Origin of the sequence: Paenirhodobacter huangdaonensis, from assembly GCF_004022465.1 — a bacterium.
In the GTDB taxonomy this organism is placed as follows: Bacteria; Pseudomonadota; Alphaproteobacteria; order Rhodobacterales; family Rhodobacteraceae; genus Rhodobacter; species Rhodobacter huangdaonensis.
The window spans coordinates 1-22,477 of the sequence record NZ_SAVA01000022.1 but is presented as its reverse complement, the minus strand read 5'-3'; the positions used below and the strand labels follow the sequence as shown (position 1 = coordinate 22,477).

Sequence of the window (22,477 nt, the reverse complement as noted above, 5' to 3'; positions counted from 1 at the left end):
GCTCAGCTCAACGCCGATCCGGCGGTGCACGGCATCCTCGTGCAGCTGCCGCTGCCGGGGCATCTGAACAGCGATCTGGTGATCAACGCCATCGACCCCGCGAAGGACGTCGACGGCTTCCACATCTCGAATGTGGGGCTTCTGGGCACCGGGCAGAAGGCGATGGTGCCCTGCACGCCGCTCGGCTGCCTGATGATGCTGCGCGACCATCTGGGCAGCCTCAGCGGCCTCGATGCCGTGGTCGTCGGCCGCTCGAACATCGTCGGCAAGCCGATGGCGCAGCTGCTTCTGGGCGACAGCTGCACGGTGACGATCGCGCATTCGCGCACGCAGGATCTGGGCGAAGTCTGCCGCCGCGCCGACATTCTCGTCGCCGCCGTGGGCCGGCCCGAGATGATCCCGGGCGCTTGGGTGAAGCCGGGCGCGACGGTGATCGACGTCGGCATCAACCGCATCGAGCGCGACGGCAAGACGAAGCTGGTGGGCGATGTCGATTTCGCCTCGGCGTCGCAGGTTGCGGGGGCGATCACCCCGGTTCCGGGCGGCGTCGGGCCGATGACCATCGCCTGTCTGCTCGCCAATACGCTGACCGCCTGCTGCCGTGCCAACGGCCTGCCCGAACCCGAGGGGCTCACCGCCTGATCGGCAGGCAGGAGCATCGGTCCGGCGAAATCGCCGATAGCGTGTTGCGGGATTGAAGCTGAGGCGCTAGCACAGGGTAAGAAAACTTTAACTGCGGGGGGGCCGGGACGAAATGACCTCCTTCGTCCAAGCGTATCAGCGGGCGCTGTTTCAGCCCGTCGTCCCCGTCATCTGGGGCGTGATGTCGATTTTCGGCATCGTCGCCGGACCATTCGGGACGCTGCAGTCAATCTCCCTTGGCATGCGCTGCCTCTATTGGCCGGTGATCATCGGGCTCGGTGTGCTGGTCGGCGCGGTGCTGCGGGTGGTGGTGGACGATTACATGGGGCTGCGCCGCTACACGGCCGAGGCGCCCTTGCTTGCGCTCTTTTCCGCGCTGCTGCTGACCCCGCCGTTCTGGTGGCTCACCGACCTTGTGGCCTCCGACCGTGCCGCGGCACCCGAAGTGTCCGAGATGGCGCTCTATGTCTTTGTCGCCTCGATGGCGGTTTCGACCCTGCGCCACGCCTTCAACCCGAACTCCGACCTGTTGCGGATGTGGACGGAGGAGGAGGGCGGGGCGGCGCTGCCCGATCTCGAGGCAGAGGCGGCCGCGCCCCCGACCGCCGACGAGAGCGGCCCGCGGCTTGCCGCGCGCCTGCCCAAGGGCGATTGCGGCCCAATCGTGCGGCTGCAGGTGCGCGACCATTACGTCGAGGTCATCACGCCCACCGGGCGGCGCTCGCTGCTGATGCGCTTTGCCGATGCGGTGGCCGAGATGGAGGGGGTCGAGGGGCTGCAGGTGCACCGCTCGCATTGGGTGGCGCGGGCCGCAATCCGCGCCCTTGTGCGCCGCCGCGGCAAGGTGCTTTTGGTGATGTGCGACGGTTCCGAGGTGCCGGTCTCGCGCACCTATCTGCCGCAGGTCGAGGCACTCGAGCTGCCGCCGCCCGAGAAGACCGGGGCCTGAGCCGGCGTCAGTGGAGGATCTCTTCCTCGCGCACGAACATGTTCGACCAGGCGCGGTCGATCAGCTCGGGGGTCATCTGGTAGGGGATGCCCTCGAACTCGCAGATCGCGATCATCTGGTCGATCAGGAAGATCGGCTGATAATTCGCGTAGACGTTGTTGATGGTGGGGTATTTCACCTTCAGCAGGTGCAGCAGCGCCTTTTCATCGAGCGGCATCTTCCGCTTCCTCGCGACGAGCGAGAAGATCTTGAGATAGTCCGACTGGCTTGGTCCGTCGATCTTGATCTTGAAGAAGATCCGGCGCAGCGCCGCCTTGTCGAAGATCTCGTTCGGGTGGAAGTTGGTCGAGAAGATGACGAGCGTGTCGAAGGGCACCTCGAACTTCTCGCCCGATTGCAGGGCAAGGATGTCGCGGCTCTCCTCGAGCGGCACGATCCAGCGGTTGACGAGCTTTTGCGGCGGTTCCGCCTGACGGCCGAGGTCGTCGACGATGAACACCCCCCCCGAGGATTTCATCTGCAGGGGCGCGGTATAGGTGCGCGCCGTCGGGTTGTAGGTGAGATCGAGCATGTCGAGGCTGAGCTCGCCGCCGGTGATGACGGTGGGCCGGTCGCACAGCACATAACGGTTGTCGAAGCGGTTGCCGCTCTTGCGCAGGGCGGTCGGGTCGTCCTCGCTCTCGACCGCGGCGGAATGCACGATCGGGTCATAGACGACGATCACCTGGCCCGCATATTCCACCGCGCGCGGCACGAAGATGCGGTCGCCGATCGCGTCGCGGATGCCGTTCGAGATCGAGGACTTGCCGTTGCCGGGCGGGCCATACATCAGGATCGAGCGGCCCGAGGAGACCGCCGGCCCAAGCTGGTCGATCAGCGTCGGCGGCAGGATCAGATGCCCCATCGCCGCGGTCAGCTGCGCCCGCGTCAGCTGGATGTTGCGGATCGACTGGCGCTTCACCTGCTCGCGGTAGATCGCGAGCGGCACCGGCATCGCACCGTAATATTCCGATTGCGACAGCGCATCGAGGGCGCGGGCCTTGCCGGCATCGGCAAGCTGATAGCCCATCTCGCCGCCTGAATTCGCATGCAGCGTGCCCGTCGCCTCGACCAGACGCTGGCCGCGGCACAGGTCGATCAGCTCCTGCGTCAGGGTGAGCGGCAGCGCGACCAGCTTCGACAGGCCGGTGGCCGTGTCCATGTTGGTGCGGAACATCGTCTTCAGCAGGATGTCGCGCATCATCACCGTGTTCAGCCCGACCTCGGCCAGCGTGCGCGGCGGCGGCGGGGCGATCACATTCGAGGCCATCATGTTCATCGGCGGTCCTGCCATGGCTGTGCCGGCGCGTCTGCGGCGCTGCGGCATCGGGATTCACAGCGCGACCTTGCGCGGCTATTGTGGCCAAAACTTGGAAATTTGACGGAGAGGCTGGGATGGCGGAGACACGGCGGACGGTGGCGCAGCCGGGGCGGCTTGCGGCGGGGATGGCGGTCTTTGCGCTGGCGCTGGCGGCACTGCCCTTCGTGGGGCAGGGGCTGCCGGTGACCCTCTATGAGGGCGACGCGCTGCACCTCGTCGATATCGTGCTGCGCATGGCCCTTTTCGGCGAGCTGCCGCACCGTGATTTCATGACGCCGCTCGGCATTCTGGGCTTTGCCCCGATTGCGGGGTTCGTCCGGCTGGGGCTCGATTTCGCGCACGCCTTTCTCGCGGCGCAGGCACTGGTTGCGGCGCTGCTCTTCATGCCGCTGCTGCGGGCCGCGCGCTCGCGCTTTCCGGGCGGGCTTGCCTGGCTTTACGGCGCCTGTGTGCTGATGCTGTGCCTTGGCCTCGTGCATGGCGAGACGGTGCCGGGCCTTGCGCTCTCGATGCATTACAATCGCTGGGCCTGGGCGCTGGCCTATCTGGCGCTGCCGCTCGCGCTGATGGCACCGATCGGGCGCCGGCGCCCGGTGCTCGACGGGGCGCTGATCGGCGGCGCGATGGCGATGCTGGCGCTGCTGAAGATCACCTATTTCGTCGCCTTCGCCCCCGCCGTGCTGATCGGCCTGATGGCGCGGCGCGAGGCGGCGGGGGTGTTCGCGGCGCTGCTCGCCGGGCTGGCCGTCGCGGCGCTGGCGACGGCGCTGCTGGGCGTCGATTTCTGGGCGGGCTATCTGCGCGACCTGATATCGGTGGCGGGGTCGGAGACGCGCGCGGCGCCGGGTGACAGCCTGTCGATGGTGATGACCGGGCCGAAGTACCTCGGTGGTTCGCTGCTGGCGCTTTTCGCGGTGATCTTCCTGCGTCAGGCGGGGGAGCGGGCGGCGGGGCTTGCCCTGCTGCTGCTGGTGCCGGGCTTTCTCTATGTCACCTACCAGAATTTCGGCAACGACCCGCAATGGCTGCCGCTCCTCGGGCTGGTGGCACTGGCGCTGCTGCCGGGGGAGACCCTGACGAACGGGCTGGGCTGGCGCCTGCGTCCGGCGCTGCTCGCTTTGGGCGTGGCGGCGCTGGTCCTCGGCGCTGGCTCGATGCTGAACCTGCTGTTCAGCCCGCTGCGCGCGGCGATGATGCCACGCGAGGGGCTGGTGCCGATGCTGACTGCACGGGAGAGTGAAGGGGGGCTTCTGGTCAGTGCCGCCCATGCCTACGGCGTGCAGCGCAGGATCGCCGGGGCCGAGCCCGGTTCCGCCGCCGCCGCGCTGGCCGACCGGGTGCCGGAGAAAGACCGGCCGAAATCCGTGGTGCTGAATGGCGAGACCCTGCCCACCTGCACGCTCGAGCTGGGCGGGCAGGGCTGGTTCGAGACGACTGCGGCCGATCTGCAGGCGGCGGGCTATGGCGGCAGTGCGGTGCTGGTTGCGGATCTGCTGTCGGGCCTGTGGCTCTTCGGCGATTTCCGCCCGGTCGAGGGGGGCGCGCCCTGGTATTATGCCGGTGCGCCCGGGATTGCGGCGGCCGATCACCTGCTGGTGCCGCTCTGCCCGTCGCAGCCGAAATACAGCGCGACGATGCTGAAGGCGGTCACGGACGCAGGCTGGCGCCTGATCGAGGAGCGGCGCACCGACGGCTATATCCTGCTGCGCCCGGAGCGGGGCTGAGCTCTCAGCCGAGGGCGGCAACGAGGGCGAGATAGGCCCAGAGCGTGCCGGCAAGGCCGAGGCCGAAGGGGAAGTCGCGCCGCCGCCAACTGACCCAGTCGGGGGCGAGGGCGCGCATCGCAGGGATCGCGCGCAGCAGCCGATGGGCGGCGAAGGCGGCGAGCGTCAGCCCGGCGAGCAGCATCACGGTCAGCCGGATCGAGTCGGGCGAGGACGAGAAGAAGGGCGCGGCGGCGGCGGCGAATTTCGCGTCGCCCGCGCCGAAATGCGCGATCACGTTCAGCACGATGCCGATCGCCAGGATCACCACGAGATGGGTCCAGCGCCACAGCCACACGTCGATCGGCAGCACCAGCACGCCCGCCACGGCAAAGACCGCCACCAGCGCCAGCACGGCGCTGTTGCGGATCTTCATGTATTTCAGGTCGGTATAGATCACCCACAGGCAGATCGGGGTGACCAGCAGCAAGAGGACGAGGGCCGCAGCAGGGGCGGAAAGGGCCAGCATCGCTCAGCTCTTCTTCGAGCCGGAATCGAGCGCCTCGAGCGCGCGCGCCGCTTCCTCGAAATAGGTGGGCGAGGTGTCGACCGCATCCTGCAGCAGGCCCTTGCCGATCGTCACGTCGCCCTGCTTCACCGCCGACAGCGCCGCGGTGTAGAGCAGCCGCGCGCGTTCGCTTTGCGACATCTCGATCACCGGCAGATCGTATTTGCGCTGTGCCGCACGGGCGAGCACGAGGTTGTTCTTGGTGGTGAAGCTCGACGGCTCGTAGGTCAGCGCCTCGGCAAAGAGCTTCTCGGCGCCCTTCGCATCGCCCCGGGTCAGCTTCGAGAAGCCCCAGTTGTTCAGCACGCCGCCCGGCCGTGTCGTCAGCCCGACGGCGGTGTCATAGAAGCTGTCCGCCTTCGCCCAGTTCTTCTCGCTGTCGGCGACCATCGCCTCGAGCTTGTAGCGCTCGAAGGTCTCGTGCGTCGGCGGGATGGTGTTCAGCGTCGCCTTGGCCCCGGCCCAGTCGTTCGAGCGGATCTGCGCATCGGCAAGGCCGACCTTGTCGTCCGGCGTCGCGCCGGGCATCGTGATGACCTTGGCCCAGGCCTTCGCCGCCTCGGCGGGCTGGCCGTTGCGGATCAGCGATTTCGCCAGACCGCGCTGGATGTCGATGCGCCCGGGGTTCTCGGCCGCGGTGCGGGTGAAATAGTTCACCGCTTCCTGCGGGTCGCCCACCGTCAGCATGATGTCGGAGAGGTTCGTCTCGTCGACGGCATTCACGCTTTTCAGCGCGCGCGCCGCCTCCGCGTCCTGGCGGCCGCCGCAACCGGCGAGTGCGAGAAGGAGCGCGGCGCCCGCGAGCGCCGTTGACAGGATCGGGTGGCGCATCTTTCTGCGTCCTTCTTGCTCGTACCTCATTGCCGGGTCAGCAGAAGGTATTCGCCAGCCCCGCGCCGGACCAGCTTGAACGGCTTGTCCTGCGCCGGATCATAGGCGGGTTTGTCCATCTTTGCGAGCGCGAGGCGGAGGTTTTCGCGGATCGCGTCCGATTGGCCACTGTCGAGCGCAAAGGCGGTCTGGAACACGCGGGCGGCCTCGGGGACCTTGCCGCGTTCCATCAGCACCACGCCGAGATTGTTCCAGGCGGGCACGAAGGTCTGGTCCTCCTCGACCGCGCGGCGCAGCATCTGCTCGGCCTGATTCAGCCGGCCGAGCTTGAGATCGGCCGAGCCGATCGCCGAGAGCACATCGGCATTCGCACCATGTTCGGCCGCGGCACGGTAATAGGCCTTGAGCGCAAGCTCGTATTCCCCCGCCGCCATCAGCCGGTGGCCGACGATCAGCCCGTCGACGCCCTCGCCCTGCGCCGCCCCGGGGGCATAGGGGCTGTTTTTCGGAGGAGACAGGCCGCCCGAACAGGCGGCCAGAAGGCCGAGAAGCAGGGCAGCCACAACCGGGCTGCGCGGGAAAGGGAACATCAGTGCACGCCGATCGCCTTGAAGTTCTCAAGCATATCATGGACCGAGGGGCCGACAAGGATGATCAGCAGCGGCGGCACGGTGAACATCATCGTGCCAAGGGTCATCTTCGTCGGGATCTTGTTCGCCGCCTCCTCGGCGCGCATCACGCGCTTGTCGCGCATGTCGGCGGCATAAAGGCGCAGCGCGTCGGCGATCGAGGTGCCGAACTGCTGGCTCTGGATCATCACCGTGGTGAAGGACATCACATCCATCACCCCGCTGCGCTCGCCGAAGGCGCGCAGCACGACGGCCTTGTCGAGGCCGGCCTTGATCTCATGCGCGACGGTCTCGAATTCCTCGGCCATCGCCGGGTAGGAGCCCTGCAGCTCCTTGGCGACGCGCACGATCCCCTGGTCGAGCGACTGCCCCGCCTCGACGCAGACAAGCAGCATGTCGAGCGCATCGGGGAAGCCGTCCTGGATCTCCTGGGTGCGGGCGTTGACGCGGGCGTTCACCCAGCGTTTCGGCGCGATGTAGCCAAAGGCGCCGGGCAGCAGCACGTAAAGGATCATCTGTGTCGGCGTCAGCGGCACCGGGCCGGTGGCGTTCATGTAGAGCGCATAGGCGATGCCGAGACCAAGCAGGCCGAGCCCCATCGCGAACTGGATCGCGTGGAAGGTGCGCACCGCCGAGGGGCTGCGATAGCCCGCGCGCTGCAGCCATTTGCGCGCCTCGGTCATCTCGTCCTTGTTCTTCGGCTCGAGGAAGCCCGCATATCTGTCGAGCTTGTCCGAGCCCTGGTCGGCACGCAGCTTCTGCGGCTTGGCCTTGCCGCGGTCGGTGTCGCGCGCTGGCGCTGCCGGCATCTCGCCGGTCGCGCGCAGCTTGTCGAGCGGGTCGGCCTGTTTCTTCAGCAACGCCGGAAGCGTGGCGACGACGAGAAGAAGGCCGATCACCGCCATCGCCAGGACCGGCCCCATCGGACCGAAAGCACCGGTCAGCATGTTCAGGATGTCGCTCATCGGGGCCTCCTCAGACCTTGATCGTGGTCATGATCTTCATGAACAGGACGTTCGCGCCGAGCAGGGCGAAGACGATCAGCGCGGCGGGCATGAACTGCGGCGTTTCCTTCACCGTGTCATAGTAATGCGGGTCGAGGATCTGGATGATCAGCAGCACCGCAAGCGGAAAGCCCGACAGGAACACGCCCGACCATTTCGGTTCGGCGGTGATCGCGCGGACGCGGCGGAACAGCCGGAACCGGGCGCGGATCACCTTCGCGAGGCCCTCGAGCACCTCGGCGAGGTTGCCGCCCGAGGTCTGCTGGATCGACACCGCGACGGCGAGGAAGCGCAGGTCCTGCATGTCGAGCCGCTCGGCCAGGGAGCGCAGGCTGTCGACCACGTTGCGGCCATAGGCGGCCTCATCGGCGATGATGCCGAATTCGGTGCCGAGCGGGTCGGGGATCTCGCGCGCGACGGTCTGGATCGCCGAGGAAAAGGGATGGCCCACGCGCAGCGCGCGCACGATCAGCTCGACCGCGTCGGGCAGCTGTTCCTCGGCAAGCTTGAGCCGCTTCGAGGCTTTCGACGACACCCAGAAATAGATCCCGCCGACGCCCATGGCGATCGACAGCGCGACGCGCACCGGCGCGCTTGCGTCGGTGCCGAGCGACAGGCCGAGGAAGGCCACGACGCACAACAGCCCCATGATCCCGACAAGCGCCTTCGGCGAGAAGGCGATGTTCGCCTTCTGCGCTTTCGAGGCGAGGATCGAATAGAGCGGGATGCCTTTCGAGGTCAGGTGCTGCGTCGCCTCCTTGCGCAGCCGTTCGAGCACCTCCTCGCGGCGCACGCCCTTGTCGAGCATCTCGAGCCGGCGGTTGACCTTGCGGTTGAGCGAGATCGACTTGCCGAAGGCGAGCAGGTAGATGCCCTCGACGAGCAGGATGACGGCGACGAAGATCAGGCCGTAGATGATCGGGGTGGGGGAAATGATCATGGCTGCACCTCAGTCGAGAACGGGATCGTAGATCGCGGCCGGCAGGTCGTAGCCCCATTGCCGGAAGCGTTCCGAGTAATGCGAGCGCACGCCGGTCGCGGTGAAGCGGCCGATGATCTTGCCGTCGGGGGCCAGGCCGAGGCGCTCGTAGCGGAAGATCTCCTGCATCGAGATCACCTCGCCTTCCATGCCGGTGACCTCGGTGATCGAGACCATGCGGCGCGAGCCGTCCTGCAGGCGCGAGGCCTGCACGATCAGGTTGACGGCCGAGGCGATCTGCGAGCGCATCGCCTTGATCGGCATCTCGATGCCCGACATCGCGATCATGTTTTCCAGACGCGAGACCGCATCGCGCGCCGAGTTCGCGTGGATCGTGGTCATCGAGCCGTCGTGGCCGGTGTTCATCGCCTGCAGCATGTCGATGACTTCCTCGCCGCGGGTTTCGCCGACGATGATGCGGTCGGGACGCATTCGCAGGGCGTTGCGCAGACAGTCGCGCTGGGTGACGGCACCGCGGCCCTCGACGTTGGCCGGGCGGCTTTCCATCCGGCCGACATGGGTCTGCTGCAGCTGCAGTTCCGCCGTGTCCTCGATCGTCAGGATGCGTTCGGAGTTGTCGATGAAGGAGCTGAGCGCGTTCAGCGTCGTTGTCTTGCCCGAGCCGGTGCCGCCCGAGACGATGATGTTCAGCCGGGTGGCGACGGCGGCCTGCAGATAGGCGGCCATCTCCTCGGTGAAGGCGCCGAAGCGGACGAGGTCGTCGATGCCGAGCTTGTCCTTCTTGAACTTTCGGATCGAGACCAGCGAGCCGTCGACGGCGACCGGCGGCACCATCGCGTTGAAGCGCGAGCCGTCGGCGAGGCGGGCGTCGACATAGGGGTTCGATTCATCGACGCGGCGGCCCACGGCGGAGACGATCTTGTCGATGATCCGCAGCAGGTGCTTCTCGTCCTTGAAGGTGACATCGGTCAGCTGCAGCTTGCCGCCGCGCTCGACGAAGATCTGCTGCGGGCCGTTGACCAGGATGTCCGAGACCGTCTCGTCCTTCAGCAGCGGCTCGAGCGGGCCGAGCCCCATCACCTCATCGTAGAGTTCCTGATAGAGTGTCTGCCGCTCGGTCGCGTTCAGCGCCACCGACATCTCCGCCATCGCCTCGTTCGAGATCGCGGCGATCTCGGACTTGAGATCGGCCTCGGTGGCGTGTTCGAGCGCGGCGAGGTTGAGGTTCTCGAGCAGGCGCTTGTGCAGCTCGACCTTGAGCTCGCCCATGCGCTCCTTGCGCTTGCGGTCCTTCTCGGCCTGCACCGCCTGGGCGGGGGCCTGGGCGGTTGGGGCGGGCTTGCGGTGCACCGCGTATTTGGCCGTCTCGGCCTTCGGCAACGGCGGCGGCGGCGCAGAGCCTGTGGCCGGCGCGGTGGTGGGGGTGGCCGCGGCGGCCGCGGCGGTCCGGGTGGCAGGCGTCGATTTCTTGTAGCGGGAAAACATCATCTACCTCCGGACGGCGACGGTTCAGGCGGCGGTTGCCGCCTCCTGCTGGTTGCGTTCGATCAGCGACAGGGCGATCTTCTGGATGTCGCGGCGCAGCGGTGCCTTCGCCGCGCTGAGCGCGAGCGGCAGGCCGTGGTCATTCGCCTGAGTCACCAGCTTGCCGCAGTCCGACAGCTGCACCTCGATCGCGATGTCGAGGCTCTCGGCCAGGCGCTTCACCCGCGACTTGCCGTTCAGATCGGTGAATTTCGGCGCCCGGTTCAGGATGTAGCGCAGCTTTTCCGTGGCAAGCCCCTCGGCCTTGAGCGCGCGGATCATCCGCAGCGCATTCTGTGCCGAGCGCATGTCGAGCTCGAGCAGGGCAAGATAGACATGGGCCTGGTTCAGCACCGTCTCGGTCCAGCTCACCACCGTCTTCGGCATGTCGATCACGACATAGTCGAAGTTGTTGCGCGCCATCTCGATCAGCCGCTCGATGTCCTCGCCGCCGACGATGTCGAGCGGCAGCATGTCCGAGGGCGCGGTCAGCACGTGCAGCTTGTCGTTGAAGGTCAGCAGCGCCTGGCCGAAGCTTTCGGCATCCATCTGCGCGGTGTCCGACAGCAGCTCGAAGATCACCTCGCGGCGGGGCAGGTCGAGATAGGTCGCGACCGAGCCATATTGCAGGTCGAGATCGAGCAGGCACACGCGCGGCGGCGTCACCGGGTTCTTCTTGCTCGTTTCGGGATTGGCCAGCTCCCACGCCAGGTTGACCGCGAAGGTGGTGGCCCCGACGCCGCCCGCGAGCCCGTGCACGGCGAGCACCGCGCCGTTGCGCCCGCCGGTCGGCTTGAAGCTTGGCGGCGCGGCATGGGCGGGCAGCTCGGGCGGCAACTCGGACTGGCCGAGCCGCTCGATCGCCTCGTGCAGCGAGCCTTCGGGCAGCGGGTAGGGGACGAAATCGTCGGCGCCGAGGCGCAGCAGCTGGTGCAGCACGATCGGGCTCACCTCCTCGGCGATCAGAATCACGCGGATGCCGCGGTTCTTCGCCTCGGTGATGATGCCCGAGATCCGGGCGAGGTCATGCTCGTCGTCGCTGTCGATGGCGATGGCGATGAATTCGAGGCTCCGGGCATCGGGCTGACCGAGGAACACCATGGCATCCTCGAAGCCGAGATCACCCCAGCTCTCGCCGAGCTCGGCTTCCATGTCCTCGATCAGCAGGTCGAAGTTCGAGACGTCGCGGGACACCGTGCAGGCCACGATGGGCGCGGGGTCAGGGGTCAGTACAGCTGCTGCAGTCATTGCCTCACGTCCTTTGTTGCGCGTGTCGCAACCCGGGGCCGGGGGGAGGCCTGCCGCGGATGCGATCCGGGCACGACTCGGATGCCGTGCCTTTCCGTCTGCGCTCAAGGTCGCGGTCAATCTGGGCGACATTGGGGCCGGATTGTTCCAATTGTGGGGTATCGGGCGACGATCAATGCAAAGGGGCGGGCTTTGTTGCAAAGCCCGCCCCGACTGTTGACGTTCTGCGGAAAGCTCAGTTGCCGCTGCCCGACATGCCGACGCCTGCCGAGTTCTGGTTGCTGACCTGGTTGGTGGGGATCTGCGTCGCGCCGCTCACGTATTCGCGGAAGATCACCTCGGCATATTTGCCGTTCAGCAGCTGCGGGCTGCGCGCCATCAGGCCCGAGACCTCGGTCACCGTGCGGCGGTTTTGCTCGTTCGGGGCCTGGGTGTAGACCAGCGGCTGCGTCTTGCCGAAGGACACGACCGCCTCGAGCCGGGCGCGCGAGATCCCCTGCGCGGTCAGGAAGGCGACCACCGCCTGGGCGCGGCGCAGGCCGAGCGCCTTGTTGTAGGCGTCCGACCCGACAAGGTCGGTATGGCCGTAGACGCGGAAGCGCACCTCGGGGAACTGCTTGATCCAGTCCGCCTGGCGGCGCAGGATTTCCTGCGCCTGGCCGTCGAGCGCCGCAGAGTTGAAGGCGAAATTCACCGTGTTCTGCACATCGGCGGCGAATTTCTTCGTCAGGCTGATGGCGATGTTGCGTTCGCCGCTCATCATCAGCGTGTTGTTCATCGTGGCGTTGCCGAAGCCGCCGCCCTCGTAATCAGCCCCGGCCTCGCGGTCGGAGGTGCAGCCAGCCAGCACGAGGGCCGCTGCCAGGATCAGGCCAAACCGCAGTGCCGGACGTTCCCGCTGCATCACTCACTCCATCACATAGCCATAGGAGCCGGAAAAGTCCTGCTTGGCAACCTCGGCGGCCGGGCCGGAGGTCGGCGCTCCGGAACCGGCGGTCTTGCCAAAGAGGAACAGCTCCTTCTCGCTCGGCAGGCGGACCCGGTCGGTCGGCAGCGCCAGCGCCTCGCCGCGGGTGGGCTGCACAAGGTGCGGCGTGACGATGATCACCAGTTCGGACTGCTTGCGCTCGAACGAGGTCGAGCGGAACAGCGCGCCAAGCACCGGCACGTCACCGAGCCACGGGATCTGGTCGTTCAGATCGTTGAAGTCGTCCTGCAGCAGGCCGGCGATGGCAAAGCTCTCGCCGTCACGCATCTCGACGGTGGTCGAGGTCTCGCGTTTCTTGAAGGCGTTGACCGAGAAGCTGCCGTTCGACATCGTCACCGAGGTGTCGATCGCCGAGACCGAGGCCGCGATCTCGAGGTTGATCAGATCGCCGTCGACGACGCGCGGGGTGAATGCCATCTCGACGCCGAAGGGCTTGTACTCGATCGAGATGCCGCCGTTGGTGCCGTCGATCACCGGGATCGGGTATTCGCCGCCGGCGAGGAACTTCGCCTGCTGGCCCGAGAGCGCGGTCAGGTTCGGCTCGGCGAGGGTGCGCACCATGCCCTTCGATTCGAGCGCCTCGAGCAGCACCGCGAATTCGAGGTTGCCGGCGGTGAAGCCGAGGCCGAGCGCGCCCGTGCCGCCGCCAGAAAGCGGCATCGTGCCCTTGTCGAAGGCGTTCGAAATCGCGTTGGCGGAGCCGAAGTTGCCGGTGCCGGTGATCACCCCGGTCTGGGCCTTGCCGCCGCCCACGGTGCCGCGCACGCCGAGCGAGGCCGCGAGGTTCTTCGAAACCGAGCGCTGCATTTCGGCGAAGCGCACCTTCAGCATCACCTGCTGCGTGCCGCCGACGGTCATCAGGTTCGACACCCGGTCGCCCGCGTAGCGCTTGGCCAGGTCGAGCGCGCGGTCGAGCTTGGCAGTCGAGGAGACGGTGCCCGACAGCACGATGCCGTCATTGGCGGTGCGGACCTCGATGTTCTCGCCGGGCAGAATCTGCTTCAGCCGTTCCTTGAACTCGGCGATGTCGGGGGTGACCTGCACCTCGACGTTCGAGATCAGCTTCCCGTCCGGGCCGAGGATGGTCATCGTGGTGCGGCCGGGCAGCTTGCCGAGCACGTAGATCGTCTTGTCGGAGAGGGTGGTGATATCGGCGATGCCGGGGTTGGCGATCGACAGCTCCGAGAAGGGCTGATCGCTTTCGACCACCACGGCACGGTTCATCGGCACGCTGAGGGGGGGCCGAGGTTGAGCCCGACATCACCCGCAGGGTCTCCGCCTGAGCCATCGGCGCCACCGCAAGCCCGAGCGCGGCGCCAAGCGCGCAAGCTGTCAGGAACCTCTTGATCTTCATTGTGATCTCGCCTCTCCGATCACGTCACACTGCCCGGAACGCGCGTCCGTTTTCTGGGTCTTGCATGCCCACTTCCGGCCGACTGTGCCGGAAAGCGTTAATTATTGCAAGAATCAACCGATTGTGAGGTGAAATTCATGCGCCCGTGGTCGCGTCCGCGCCGGGTCAGGGGCGGTTGCCTGACGGGCAAGGGCCCGAGGCGTCAGTTCGTGCAGGGGATCTGGGTCTCGATCACGTCGCTGCCCTTGCGGGTCTTGATCGTGCAGACCCTGGGCGCCTCGACCTTCACCGCTTCCTGTGCCTGGATGCCCAGAAGCTGGTCGCGGTCGATCTCGATCGCGCCGAGTTCGGCGGTGTTGGTCATGCCGACGAGCGAGAGGGTGAGCTTGCCGGTCGACTGCGCGAGCGTCAGCGCCGCGACCTGTTCGGGGGTGACCTCGGCGGTGACGGTGCGGGCGATCTTGGTCTCCTCGCTGCGGTCGGCATCGGCGCTCTGGTCGATGGCGATCAGCTGCAGGTTGGTGTCGATCAGCTTCGTCACCGGCTCGCCGTTGACGGCGCCTGACCAGTAGACGTCGACCCGGTCGCCCGGCCGCAGGAAGCCCGACACGCCGGAAGCGACATCGACCTGGATGGTGAAGGCGCGCTTGTCGGGGGCGAGGTTGGCCATGATCCCGGCATCGACGCCCGGAACGGTGATCTTGGTGCCGAGGATCGGCTCGTTCGCCTCGAAGGAGCGCAACGCGGCGCGCGGCCGCGTCTCGCCCTCGAGGAAGGCGGCGACCTGCGCTTCGGGCGTGCCCTGCCGTGCGGTCAGCAGGTGGAAGGCGCCCGCGGGCACCTTGTCGGCCTGGACCTTGGCAATGTCGAGATCGGCGATGGTGAAGCGCTCGCCGTATTTCAGGGCGCGCTTGGCAATCACGACATCGGTCAGCGGCGGGATCTTCGCCTGCACCGCCATCAGCATGTCGCGCTGCTGTTGAAACTGCGTCAGCTGTCCCTGGAACAGGTAGACCGCAGCGCCGGCGAGCGTGACGCCGAGAGCGAGGACAAGAACGACGATGAGGCGCATTTCAGCTTTCCTTCGCTGCGGTGCCGGGACAATCCGGCGGGGCTGGGGCCAGCCGGCGGTTGCCGGGGAACGGCGATCAGTGCTCGGGCACCAGGGTCGTCTGAGCCAGGATGTAATCGGCGACGCGGTCGCCCGCGCTTTCGGTCGGGCCCCAGACCATTGTGCCGACGATCATGCCCAGCGAGACAAGCAGCGCCGTCAGGACGACCCAGTCGATGGTCACCGCACCCTCTTCGGAGCGCAGCCTCCGCAGTCTGTGGTGGACCTTCTGCATTGCTGTTCCTCTCCCTGTGTGGGGCGGGTTCGTCATTCGTCCAACCGCGCCGTTGTGTCTTTCTGACCGGATTTATTGGCAAAAATACGGCGCTGGCATGCAATCTCGTTGGCGTCTTCCGCGGGCGGAAAGCTGGGGTGCGCCGGCCGAAAGGAGAAAGGCCGCACCCGAGGTGCGGCCTTCCCGTGCGGATGCTTGCCGCTTTGGCTCATTTCGTCGCGGTGTTGACGGTCACGCCCGACAGGTAGGTGCCGACGGTGCCGGCCGCGGTCATCGTGTTCGAGCGGACGGTGATCAGCGCGGCGGCGCCGAGGCCGACGACGGCGGCGGTCAGCACGACCCAGTCAACGGTCACGGCGCCGTCTTCTTCGGTGCGGATCTTGCGGGCGAATTTGAAGAATTTCATCTCTGTCTCTCCTAAGGGTCTGGTTGCAGGTCCCGCGGTGCCGATTATCGGGCACCATCTGCTCGGCCCCTGCATCGCGGTATGGGATTGGTATGGCCCCGAATCGTGGCCCGAATTGGGCGCTTTGTGCTCTTCTTCGCGGCGGACACATTTTTATCGCGGGGGTTGGGCAGGTTCATCGGGGCGGTTGGGCAGGACGGGAATGCAAAAGGCCGCACCAGAGGTGCGGCCTTTCCGGGCGGTTCTGAGAGCGGGCGCGGTTCATTTCGTCGCGGTGTTGACGGTCACGCCCGACAGGTAGGTGCCGATGGTGCCGGCCGCGGTCATCGTGTTCTGGCGGACGGTGATCAGCGCGGCGGCGCCGAGGCCGACGACGGCGGCGGTCAGCACGACCCAGTCAACGGTCACGGCGCCGTCTTCTTCGGTGCGGATCTTGCGGGCGAATTTGAAGAATTTCATCTCTGTCTCTCCTGGGATCTGGTCTTTGGTTGCTCCGCGCCTTGGCTGCCGGTGTCTACCTTGGCGCTTCGCCTTGCGGGATGAGTGCAGTTAGCTCCCGGATCGTGGCCCGATTTGGGCAGTCGGCTGGCGTTTTTACGAAAAATGAACCTTTTCCTGGGCGCGCCATTAACGCGCTGATCTGGCTTGGTTTATTTCGGTGCGACAAAGCGCGCGCCGGAGGCTTTCTGGGGGGCGGGGTGGCGAATCGGCCGCGGCTTCGCCCGATTCTGTTCCGCCTTCTGGATTTTTTTCCGATTCTCGCGGATAACGGAACAAAGGGCAGCAGACCCGCAACGAGCAGGACAGCGCAGATGCGCAGCAGATGGGCAGCGACTCTCTTGGTCTGCGCGGCAGTTCTGGCCGCGCCGCTGGCGGCCGAGGTGCGCCATGACACGCCGACTGTGAATTTCTTCAAGCCGAAGCGCGTGCTGCCGCCCGCGCCGGGCACGAAGCGATTCCTGACGATCCAGATCAACCCCGAGGAACAGGCGCGCGAGCTGGCCGCCGCCGCGTCCCGTCCCTTCGCGCCGGTGACCCGGATGCCGGGGGCCGAGATCATCACCCCGGGCGGGGTGATGCCGCAGGGCGCGCCGTCCTCCTATGGCTGGTACTGGACGACGGTCTCGCCCACGCTTGGCGACCGCGCCGGGCGATTCCAGAAGGCGCTTGAGGCGCTCTCCTCCGGCCCGGGCGGGCAAAGCGTGCGCGCGCCGCGTCTGGCGCATCTGCAAGACATCGCCGACCGCCACGGCCGCGACATCCTCGCGGCGACGATCGGCACCGAGGTCTCGCCGGCGCTGGTGCTGGCGGTGATCTCGACCGAATCGGGCGGGCGGCCGGATGCGGTGTCGCGCTCGGGCGCGGTCGGGCTGATGCAGCTGATCCCCGCCACCGCCACGCGATTCGACGTCGACGACAGCACCGACCCGGGCAAGAACATCCGCGGCGGTGTGGCCTATCTCGACTGGCTGATGAAGGAATTCGACCGCGACCCGCTGATGGTCATCGCCGCCTATAACGCCGGCGAGAATGCGGTGAAGCGGGCAGGGGGCGTGCCGCCCTATGCCGAGACCCGCGATTACGTTCCGAAGGTGCTCGCCGCCTGGCAGGTGGCGCGGGGGCTGTGCCTCTCGCCGCCCGAGCTGGTGACGGACGGCTGCGTCTTCGCCCTGAAAGGATAAGCATGACCGATACCCGGCCGCTGGTGCTGGACGTCGACGGGACGTTCCTGAAGACGGACCTTTTGTTCGAGACATTCTGGGCCGGGCTCGGCCGTGATCCGCTGGCCACGCTCGCCGCCGTTGCGCGGCATGCGCGCGACCCGGCGCGGCTGAAGGCCGAGCTTGCGGAGATCGCGCCGCTGCGCACCGACCTGATGCCGGTGAACCCCGAGATCGCGGCGATGGCCGAAGAGGCGATGTCCGAGGGCATCGAGGTCTGCCTTGCCTCCGCCTCGGACCGCCGCCTGGTGGCGGCGCTCGCCGCCGAATACGGGCTCTCGGCGCGGGTCTTCGCCTCGGACGGGGTCACCAACCTGAAGGGCGAGGCGAAGGCCGGTGCGCTGATCGACGCCTTCGGTCGCGCGGGCTTCGATTATGCCGGCAACGAGGCCGCCGACCTGCCGGTCTGGCGCGCGGCCCGCGCTGCGGTGGTGGTGGGCGAGGTGGCCGAGGTCACCCAGCTCGAGACGCTTGGGCAGACCGTGGCGCGCGTGCCCGGCGGCTGGAGCGCTGCGGCGCTGTGGAAGGCGATGCGGCCGCACCAATGGGTGAAGAACGTGCTGCTGCTGCTGCCGCTGATCGCGGCGCATCGCTTCGACGGCGCCACCTTCTGGCCGGTCGTCCTCGGCATCATCGCCTTCTCGGCCGCGGCCTCGGCGATCTACATCGTCAACGACCTGCTCGATCTCGAGGCGGACCGGCTGCACCCGACGAAATGCCGCCGCCCCTTCGCCTCGGGCGCGGTGCCGATCCGGGTCGGCATGATCGCCTGCGCCGGGCTGATCGTGCTGGCGCTTGGCCTTGGTGCGGCGCTGAACGCGGGCTTCGTCGGCGTGGTGCTGCTTTATATGGTGCTGTCGCTCGCCTATTCGCTCAAGCTCAAGCGGATGCGCTGGGTCGATATCGCGACGCTTGCCACGCTCTACACGATCCGGGTGGTGGCAGGGGCCGCGGCGGGGCAGGTCGATGTCTCGATCTACATGCTGATCTTCGTCTTCCCGGTGTTCCTCGCGCTTGGCTGCGTCAAGCGGCTGACCGAACTCACGCTGGCAACGAATGACGACCGCCTGCCCGGGCGCGGCTATGGCCGGCCCGACCGGGGCGATCTGCTGAACGTCGCGGGCCTCGGCGTTGCCGGGGCGCTGGTGGTCTTCTTCCTCTATTCGGTCTCGCCGCAGGGACAGGCGCTTTACCCCGACACCTGGCTGCTGTGGCTCGCCATGCTGCCGATGGGGGCGTGGCTGGTGCGGATGGTGATGCTCGGCTGGTTCGGCAAGCAGGATTACGACCCGATCGTCTTCGCGATGAAGGACAAGTTCGGGCTGGGTATCCTGATGATCACGCTCAGCCTGATGTTCTGGGCGGCGGGGCTCTGGGCGCGGTGGTTCGGCGGCTGACACGACAGGGCGGGGGCTGCCTGCCCCCGCACCCCCGGGAGTATTTCCGCCAGGAAAAAGGGCCAGGGGTTTTCCTGGCCCAAATACTCCCGCCGGAGGCGTCCGGCGCTTGCGGCAGTGCCGCCGCCCGGGCGATCAGAACGACATCTTCTTGAAGACGGGTTCGGGGATCAGCCGGATCACCGCCATCACCAGCCGCCAGATCGGCGCCGAGTAGATCACGTTGCGGCGGTGTTTCACCGCGCGGGCGATGTCGGCGGCGACGGCCTCGGGGCTGGTCATGAAGGGCATCTTCATGCCCCAGGTCATCGAGGTGTCGACCGGGCCAGGTTTCACCGTCAGCACATGCACGCCCTTGCGGCCGCAACGGTTGCGCAGGCCCGAGAGGTAGGTGGCAAAGCCCGCCTTCGCCGCGCCGTAGACGTAATTGCCAAGCCGGCCGCGGTCGCCCGCGACCGAACCGATGCCGACGATCGTGCCGGTGCCGCGCGCCTCGAGGAGCGGCGCGAGCATTTGCAGGAAGGTCGCCGGGCCGGTGAAGCTGTCGGCGATGACGCCGGCGATCAGCCGCGGCTCGGCGTCGATTGCGGCCTGCTCGGGCATCGAGCCGACGAAGGAGGCGGCGTTCAGCACGCCCTCCTGCGCCGCGAGCCGCTCGATCAGTGCGGGATATCCCGCCGGGTCGCGCGCGTCGAAGGCCAGCACCTCGGCCCCGGCCGCGCCGCGCAGCCGGCAATCGGCGGCGATCGCCTCGAGTTCGGCCTCGTCGCGGCCGGCAAGGAAGAGGGTGGTGCCCTCGGCCGCAAGGCGGCGGGCGAAGGCGCGGGCAATGGCCGAGGTCGCGCCGAGCAGGATCCAGGTTTCCATCACGCGTTCCTCAGGTTCAGCCGGCGGACGAGGTCGGTTTCGAAGCGGCGCTCGGGGTCGGCCTTCGTCACCTCGGCCTGCCAGTCGGAGAGCTCGGGATACATCGCGCGGATCTGTGCGCCGCGGGCAAGGGCGTCCTTGGCGAAGTAAAGCCGGCCGCCTGCCTCGGCGGTGCGGTCCTCGAGGCGCGCGATGAGGGCGCGGGCCGCCTCGCGGTTCGGGAAGTCGACGGCGAGGGTGTAGCCCTCCATCGGGAAGCTGAGAAAGCCCGCACGCCCCGGCCCCATGCGCTTGAGCACGGCCAGCGGCGAGGCAAGGCCCGAGGTCGCGATCTCGGCCAGCATCTCGCGCAGCGCGGGCGCGGCGGCGAGCGGCACGACGCACTGGAACTGATGGAAGCCGCGCTTGCCATAGAGCCGGTTCCAGTCGTGGATCTTGTCGAGCGGAAAGAAGAAATCGCCGATCGGCTTGACCAGCGTCCGGCCGCGGGCGGGCACGCGGGCGTAATAGGCGCGGTTGAAGAGATGCACGACGGGGGCGGAGAGCGCGAAATTCGGCGCGTCGATCGGCACGCGCCGGACCCTTTCGCGCCGCCGCACGAGGCCGGCGCCGGTCTCGCCCTCCTCGACGATGCCGCGGCCAAGCGCCGTGCCCGTCGCCGTCGCGTCGATCCAGCCCACGGTGTAGGTGGCGGTCGAGCCGTCGAGCAGCGCGAGATGTTCGTCCCAGTCGCGCGCGCGCCGCTCGGTCACCAGCATGACGTCGCCCTTGCAGGCCGTGAGCCGCAGCTTTGCCGCGACGATCACCCCGGTCTGGCCGAGCCCGCCCACCGTCGCGCGGAAAAGGGCCGTGCCGGGGTCGACGCTGATCTCGGTTCCGCCCTGCAGCAGGGTGATCTCGGTGACATGGGCGCCGAAGCTGCCGGCGTGGTGGTGATTCTTGCCGTGCACGTCCTGCGCGATGCAGCCGCCGACCGTGGCAAAGCCGGTGCCGGGCATCACCGCGGGCAGCCAGCCGCGCGGCGCGAAGGCCTGGGCGAGATCGCCGATGCGGGCGCCGGCCTCGACCGAGAGCACTCCGGTCTCGGGGGCGAAGCCGAGCAGCCGGTCGAGCCGCGTCATGTCGATCGCCCGCCCGCCGGCATTCAGCGCGGCATCGCCATAGGAGCGGCGCATGCCGAAGGCGGGGGCGGCGTCGAGGCTGGCGAGGGCGGCGTGCCGTTCGGGCCGGGCGATCTCGCCCCGGGCGCTGAGGGCGCGGCCCCAGCCGCTGTAGTCTGCCTGTTTCCAGTCCATTGTCAGACCCTTATCCTTGGGCTTTCAGGGAGGCGCGTTCGGCGATCGGGAAGGCCGCAAGGCCGATCGCGATCGCGAACCACAGCGTGGTGAGGCGGATGAGGGCGGTGGCCGGCACCGAGACGGCAAGCGGCACGCCCTCGAGCGTGAGCAGCGCGACCATCGCCGCCTCGGCCCCGCCAAGCCCGCCCGGCGCGCCGGTGAGCCCGCCCGCGAGCGTGGCGAAGACGAAGATCGCGACGGCCTTCCACAGCCCGACATCGGCGCCCATCCAGCCGAGCAGCAGATGGAAGGAAAACGCCTCGGCGCCCCAGCCGGCAAGGCCGAGGGCAAGCGCAAGGGTCAGTGTCGGGCCGTGGCTGAAGCGGGAAAGCGAGCGCGCCGCAGCGCGGGCCCGGGCGAAGGCGCGCGGGAAGCGGCCGAGGGCGCGGAAGGCGAGGGTGACGAGGGCGGCGAGCAGCGCCGGGCGGGTGGCGATCACCGCCGCCGCCAGTGCAAGCCCGGTGACCGGCAGCGCGCCCGCGATGCCGCCCGCGGCCAGCGCGACCGCGAGCGCGAGCAAAAGCCCCATCGCGGCCAGATCGCCCGCGCGGTCCATCAGCGCGAGCGGGGCGGTGCGCGTCACGCTCCAGCCCGTTTCGCGGCGCAGCCAGCGCATCCGCACGAGCTCGCCCACCCGGCCCGGTGTCACCGCCATCGCGAAACCGCCGAGATAGTGGCGGGCATCCTGCGCGAGATCGGTGGGCAGGCCGAGCCGGCGTGCGAGCAGGTGCCAGCGCAGTGCCCGCGCGAGGTAATTCGCAAGCGAGAGACCGAGGAGCGTGCAAAGCTGCCAGGGCCGCACGGCGCCGATCTGCGCGCCGATCTCGGCCCAGCCGGTGCCCGAGGCGAGGCCCGCGAGCCCGGCCAGCACCGCGAGAACGAGCGCGGCGATGAGCAGCCGGTCGCGCCGCCGGGGACGGCGGGGCTCGCAGGGGGCAGAGGTGGGGTGCAGGCGCATCATTGGCCTCGGATACTCGGGGATTCAGGCGGAATTGTGATGCTGTTGCGGAAATGGAGACAATTTCCGGGGCGGGCGGCGCTTCGGGACTGGTCGGAGAGAGGGGGCGCTGCCCCCTCGGCCTTCGGCCTCACCCCCGGGATATTTCGGGCGATTGGAAGCCGGGGAGGGACAGGAGGGGGCGGGGGCCGGAAAGGGGCCGGGGGCCGGAACGGGCGAAGGCCCCGCGGGGGCGCGGGGCCTTGCGGGTGCGGTCAGGGCGGGGCGCGTCAGTCGACGATCGTCGCCTCGGTCGCGGCGCGCAGCTGCGCCTCGCTCACGCCGTCGGCGAGCTCGACGATGTGCAGACCCTTGTGCGTCACGTCGAGCACGCCGAGATTGGTGATGATCCGGTCGACCACGCCCTGCCCGGTCAGCGGCAGCGTGCAGGCCTTCAGCACCTTCGACTCGCCGTGCTTGTTGGTGTGGTCCATCACCACGACGACGCGCTTGACGCCGGCGACGAGATCCATCGCGCCGCCCATGCCCTTCACCAGCTTGCCCGGGATCATCCAGTTCGCCAGATCGCCCTTTTCGCTCACTTCCATCGCGCCGAGGATCGCCATCGCGATCTTGCCGCCGCGGATCATCCCGAAGGAGGTGGCGCTGTCGAAATAGGCGGTCTGCGGCAGCTCGGTGATCGTCTGCTTGCCGGCGTTGATCAGA

The 22,477-nt window shown here is 67.9% G+C and carries 22 protein-coding genes and 1 pseudogene; 5 read left to right on the top strand and 18 right to left on the bottom strand.

Annotation, left to right across the window (positions count from 1 at the left end; all coding sequences use genetic code 11):
• A partial coding sequence (locus EOW66_RS20045; RefSeq protein ID WP_128158058.1) for a tetrahydrofolate dehydrogenase/cyclohydrolase catalytic domain-containing protein occupies window positions 1–642 on the top strand: 642 nt, incomplete at its 5' end.
• Between the two features lie 112 nt (window positions 643–754).
• On the top strand, window positions 755–1,591 hold the full coding sequence (locus tag EOW66_RS20040) for a LytTR family DNA-binding domain-containing protein (protein ID WP_128158057.1): 837 nt from the start codon (window positions 755–757) through the stop codon (window positions 1,589–1,591).
• A 7-nt stretch (window positions 1,592–1,598) separates the two neighbouring features.
• Here the strand turns inward: EOW66_RS20040 and EOW66_RS20035 are convergent, their stop codons facing one another.
• Entirely contained in the window at window positions 1,599–2,909 is a 1,311-nt protein-coding gene (locus EOW66_RS20035) for an ATPase (protein WP_128158059.1), read from the bottom strand.
• Window positions 2,910–3,025: 116 nt separating this feature from the next.
• Here EOW66_RS20035 and EOW66_RS20030 point away from each other — a divergent pair, with 116 nt between their 5' ends.
• Window positions 3,026–4,675 (top strand): hypothetical protein, encoded by a 1,650-nt coding sequence (locus EOW66_RS20030; RefSeq protein ID WP_128158056.1) that lies wholly within the window; start codon window positions 3,026–3,028, stop codon window positions 4,673–4,675.
• Between the two features lie 4 nt (window positions 4,676–4,679).
• Here EOW66_RS20030 and EOW66_RS20025 read toward each other — a convergent pair whose 3' ends face one another.
• The 13 genes and pseudogenes from EOW66_RS20025 to EOW66_RS19965 form a co-directional block, all read right to left on the bottom strand.
• Window positions 4,680–5,183, bottom strand: coding sequence for a prepilin peptidase (locus EOW66_RS20025; protein ID WP_128158055.1), 504 nt, complete (start codon window positions 5,181–5,183; stop codon window positions 4,680–4,682).
• 3 nt (window positions 5,184–5,186) lie between these two features.
• Window positions 5,187–6,053 carry a tetratricopeptide repeat protein gene (locus EOW66_RS20020; RefSeq protein ID WP_128158054.1) on the bottom strand — a complete coding sequence of 289 codons (867 nt, stop codon included), beginning with the start codon at window positions 6,051–6,053 and terminating at the stop codon, window positions 5,187–5,189.
• Between the two features lie 26 nt (window positions 6,054–6,079).
• Window positions 6,080–6,643, bottom strand: coding sequence for a tetratricopeptide repeat protein (locus tag EOW66_RS20015; RefSeq protein ID WP_128158053.1), 564 nt, complete (start codon window positions 6,641–6,643; stop codon window positions 6,080–6,082).
• Window positions 6,643–7,647 carry a type II secretion system F family protein gene (locus EOW66_RS20010; RefSeq protein WP_128158052.1) on the bottom strand — a complete coding sequence of 335 codons (1,005 nt, stop codon included), beginning with the start codon at window positions 7,645–7,647 and terminating at the stop codon, window positions 6,643–6,645. Before EOW66_RS20010 ends, EOW66_RS20015 begins: the two co-directional genes overlap by 1 nt.
• A 10-nt stretch (window positions 7,648–7,657) precedes the next feature.
• Window positions 7,658–8,626, bottom strand: coding sequence for a type II secretion system F family protein (locus tag EOW66_RS20005; RefSeq protein WP_128158051.1), 969 nt, complete (start codon window positions 8,624–8,626; stop codon window positions 7,658–7,660).
• A gap of 9 nt (window positions 8,627–8,635) precedes the next feature.
• Window positions 8,636–10,111 carry a CpaF family protein gene (locus EOW66_RS20000; RefSeq protein WP_128158050.1) on the bottom strand — a complete coding sequence of 492 codons (1,476 nt, stop codon included), beginning with the start codon at window positions 10,109–10,111 and terminating at the stop codon, window positions 8,636–8,638.
• A gap of 24 nt (window positions 10,112–10,135) precedes the next feature.
• Window positions 10,136–11,398, bottom strand: a complete 1,263-nt coding sequence (locus tag EOW66_RS19995) for an AAA family ATPase (RefSeq protein WP_128158049.1) — start codon at window positions 11,396–11,398, stop codon at window positions 10,136–10,138.
• A gap of 235 nt (window positions 11,399–11,633) precedes the next feature.
• Window positions 11,634–12,302, bottom strand: coding sequence for an OmpA family protein (locus EOW66_RS19990; RefSeq protein WP_128158048.1), 669 nt, complete (start codon window positions 12,300–12,302; stop codon window positions 11,634–11,636).
• A 3-nt stretch (window positions 12,303–12,305) separates the two neighbouring features.
• Window positions 12,306–13,740 (bottom strand): annotated as a pseudogene (locus tag EOW66_RS19985) (type II and III secretion system protein family protein).
• 202 nt (window positions 13,741–13,942) lie between these two features.
• Window positions 13,943–14,812, bottom strand: coding sequence for a Flp pilus assembly protein CpaB (cpaB, locus tag EOW66_RS19980; protein WP_128158047.1), 870 nt, complete (start codon window positions 14,810–14,812; stop codon window positions 13,943–13,945).
• A 76-nt stretch (window positions 14,813–14,888) separates the two neighbouring features.
• Complete coding sequence (locus tag EOW66_RS19975) at window positions 14,889–15,035, bottom strand: hypothetical protein (RefSeq protein WP_239017657.1); 147 nt, start codon at window positions 15,033–15,035, stop codon at window positions 14,889–14,891.
• 259 nt (window positions 15,036–15,294) lie between these two features.
• Complete coding sequence (locus EOW66_RS19970) at window positions 15,295–15,492, bottom strand: hypothetical protein (RefSeq protein WP_128158046.1); 198 nt, start codon at window positions 15,490–15,492, stop codon at window positions 15,295–15,297.
• Window positions 15,493–15,753: 261 nt separating this feature from the next.
• On the bottom strand, window positions 15,754–15,951 hold the full coding sequence (locus EOW66_RS19965) for a hypothetical protein (RefSeq protein WP_128158045.1): 198 nt from the start codon (window positions 15,949–15,951) through the stop codon (window positions 15,754–15,756).
• Window positions 15,952–16,304: 353 nt separating this feature from the next.
• On the opposite strand from EOW66_RS19965, the gene EOW66_RS19960 reads away from it, so the two are divergent.
• Both EOW66_RS19960 and EOW66_RS19955 read left to right on the top strand, forming a co-directional pair.
• Window positions 16,305–17,174, top strand: coding sequence for a lytic transglycosylase domain-containing protein (locus EOW66_RS19960; RefSeq protein WP_113899650.1), 870 nt, complete (start codon window positions 16,305–16,307; stop codon window positions 17,172–17,174).
• 2 nt (window positions 17,175–17,176) lie between these two features.
• Window positions 17,177–18,610 (top strand): UbiA family prenyltransferase, encoded by a 1,434-nt coding sequence (locus EOW66_RS19955; RefSeq protein ID WP_128158044.1) that lies wholly within the window; start codon window positions 17,177–17,179, stop codon window positions 18,608–18,610.
• Window positions 18,611–18,745: 135 nt separating this feature from the next.
• Here the strand turns inward: EOW66_RS19955 and EOW66_RS19950 are convergent, their stop codons facing one another.
• The 4 genes from EOW66_RS19950 to EOW66_RS19935 all read right to left on the bottom strand — a co-directional run.
• Entirely contained in the window at window positions 18,746–19,477 is a 732-nt protein-coding gene (locus EOW66_RS19950; protein WP_128158043.1) for an SDR family oxidoreductase, read from the bottom strand.
• Complete coding sequence (locus EOW66_RS19945) at window positions 19,477–20,772, bottom strand: FAD-binding oxidoreductase (RefSeq protein ID WP_128158042.1); 1,296 nt, start codon at window positions 20,770–20,772, stop codon at window positions 19,477–19,479. The genes EOW66_RS19950 and EOW66_RS19945 overlap by 1 nt, the downstream gene beginning before the upstream one ends.
• 10 nt (window positions 20,773–20,782) lie before the next feature.
• On the bottom strand, window positions 20,783–21,772 hold the full coding sequence (locus tag EOW66_RS19940) for a lysylphosphatidylglycerol synthase transmembrane domain-containing protein (protein ID WP_239017656.1): 990 nt from the start codon (window positions 21,770–21,772) through the stop codon (window positions 20,783–20,785).
• Window positions 21,773–22,041: 269 nt separating this feature from the next.
• Window positions 22,042–22,477: CoA-transferase (locus EOW66_RS19935; RefSeq protein WP_128156865.1), on the bottom strand; the 436-nt coding region annotated here is incomplete at its 5' end.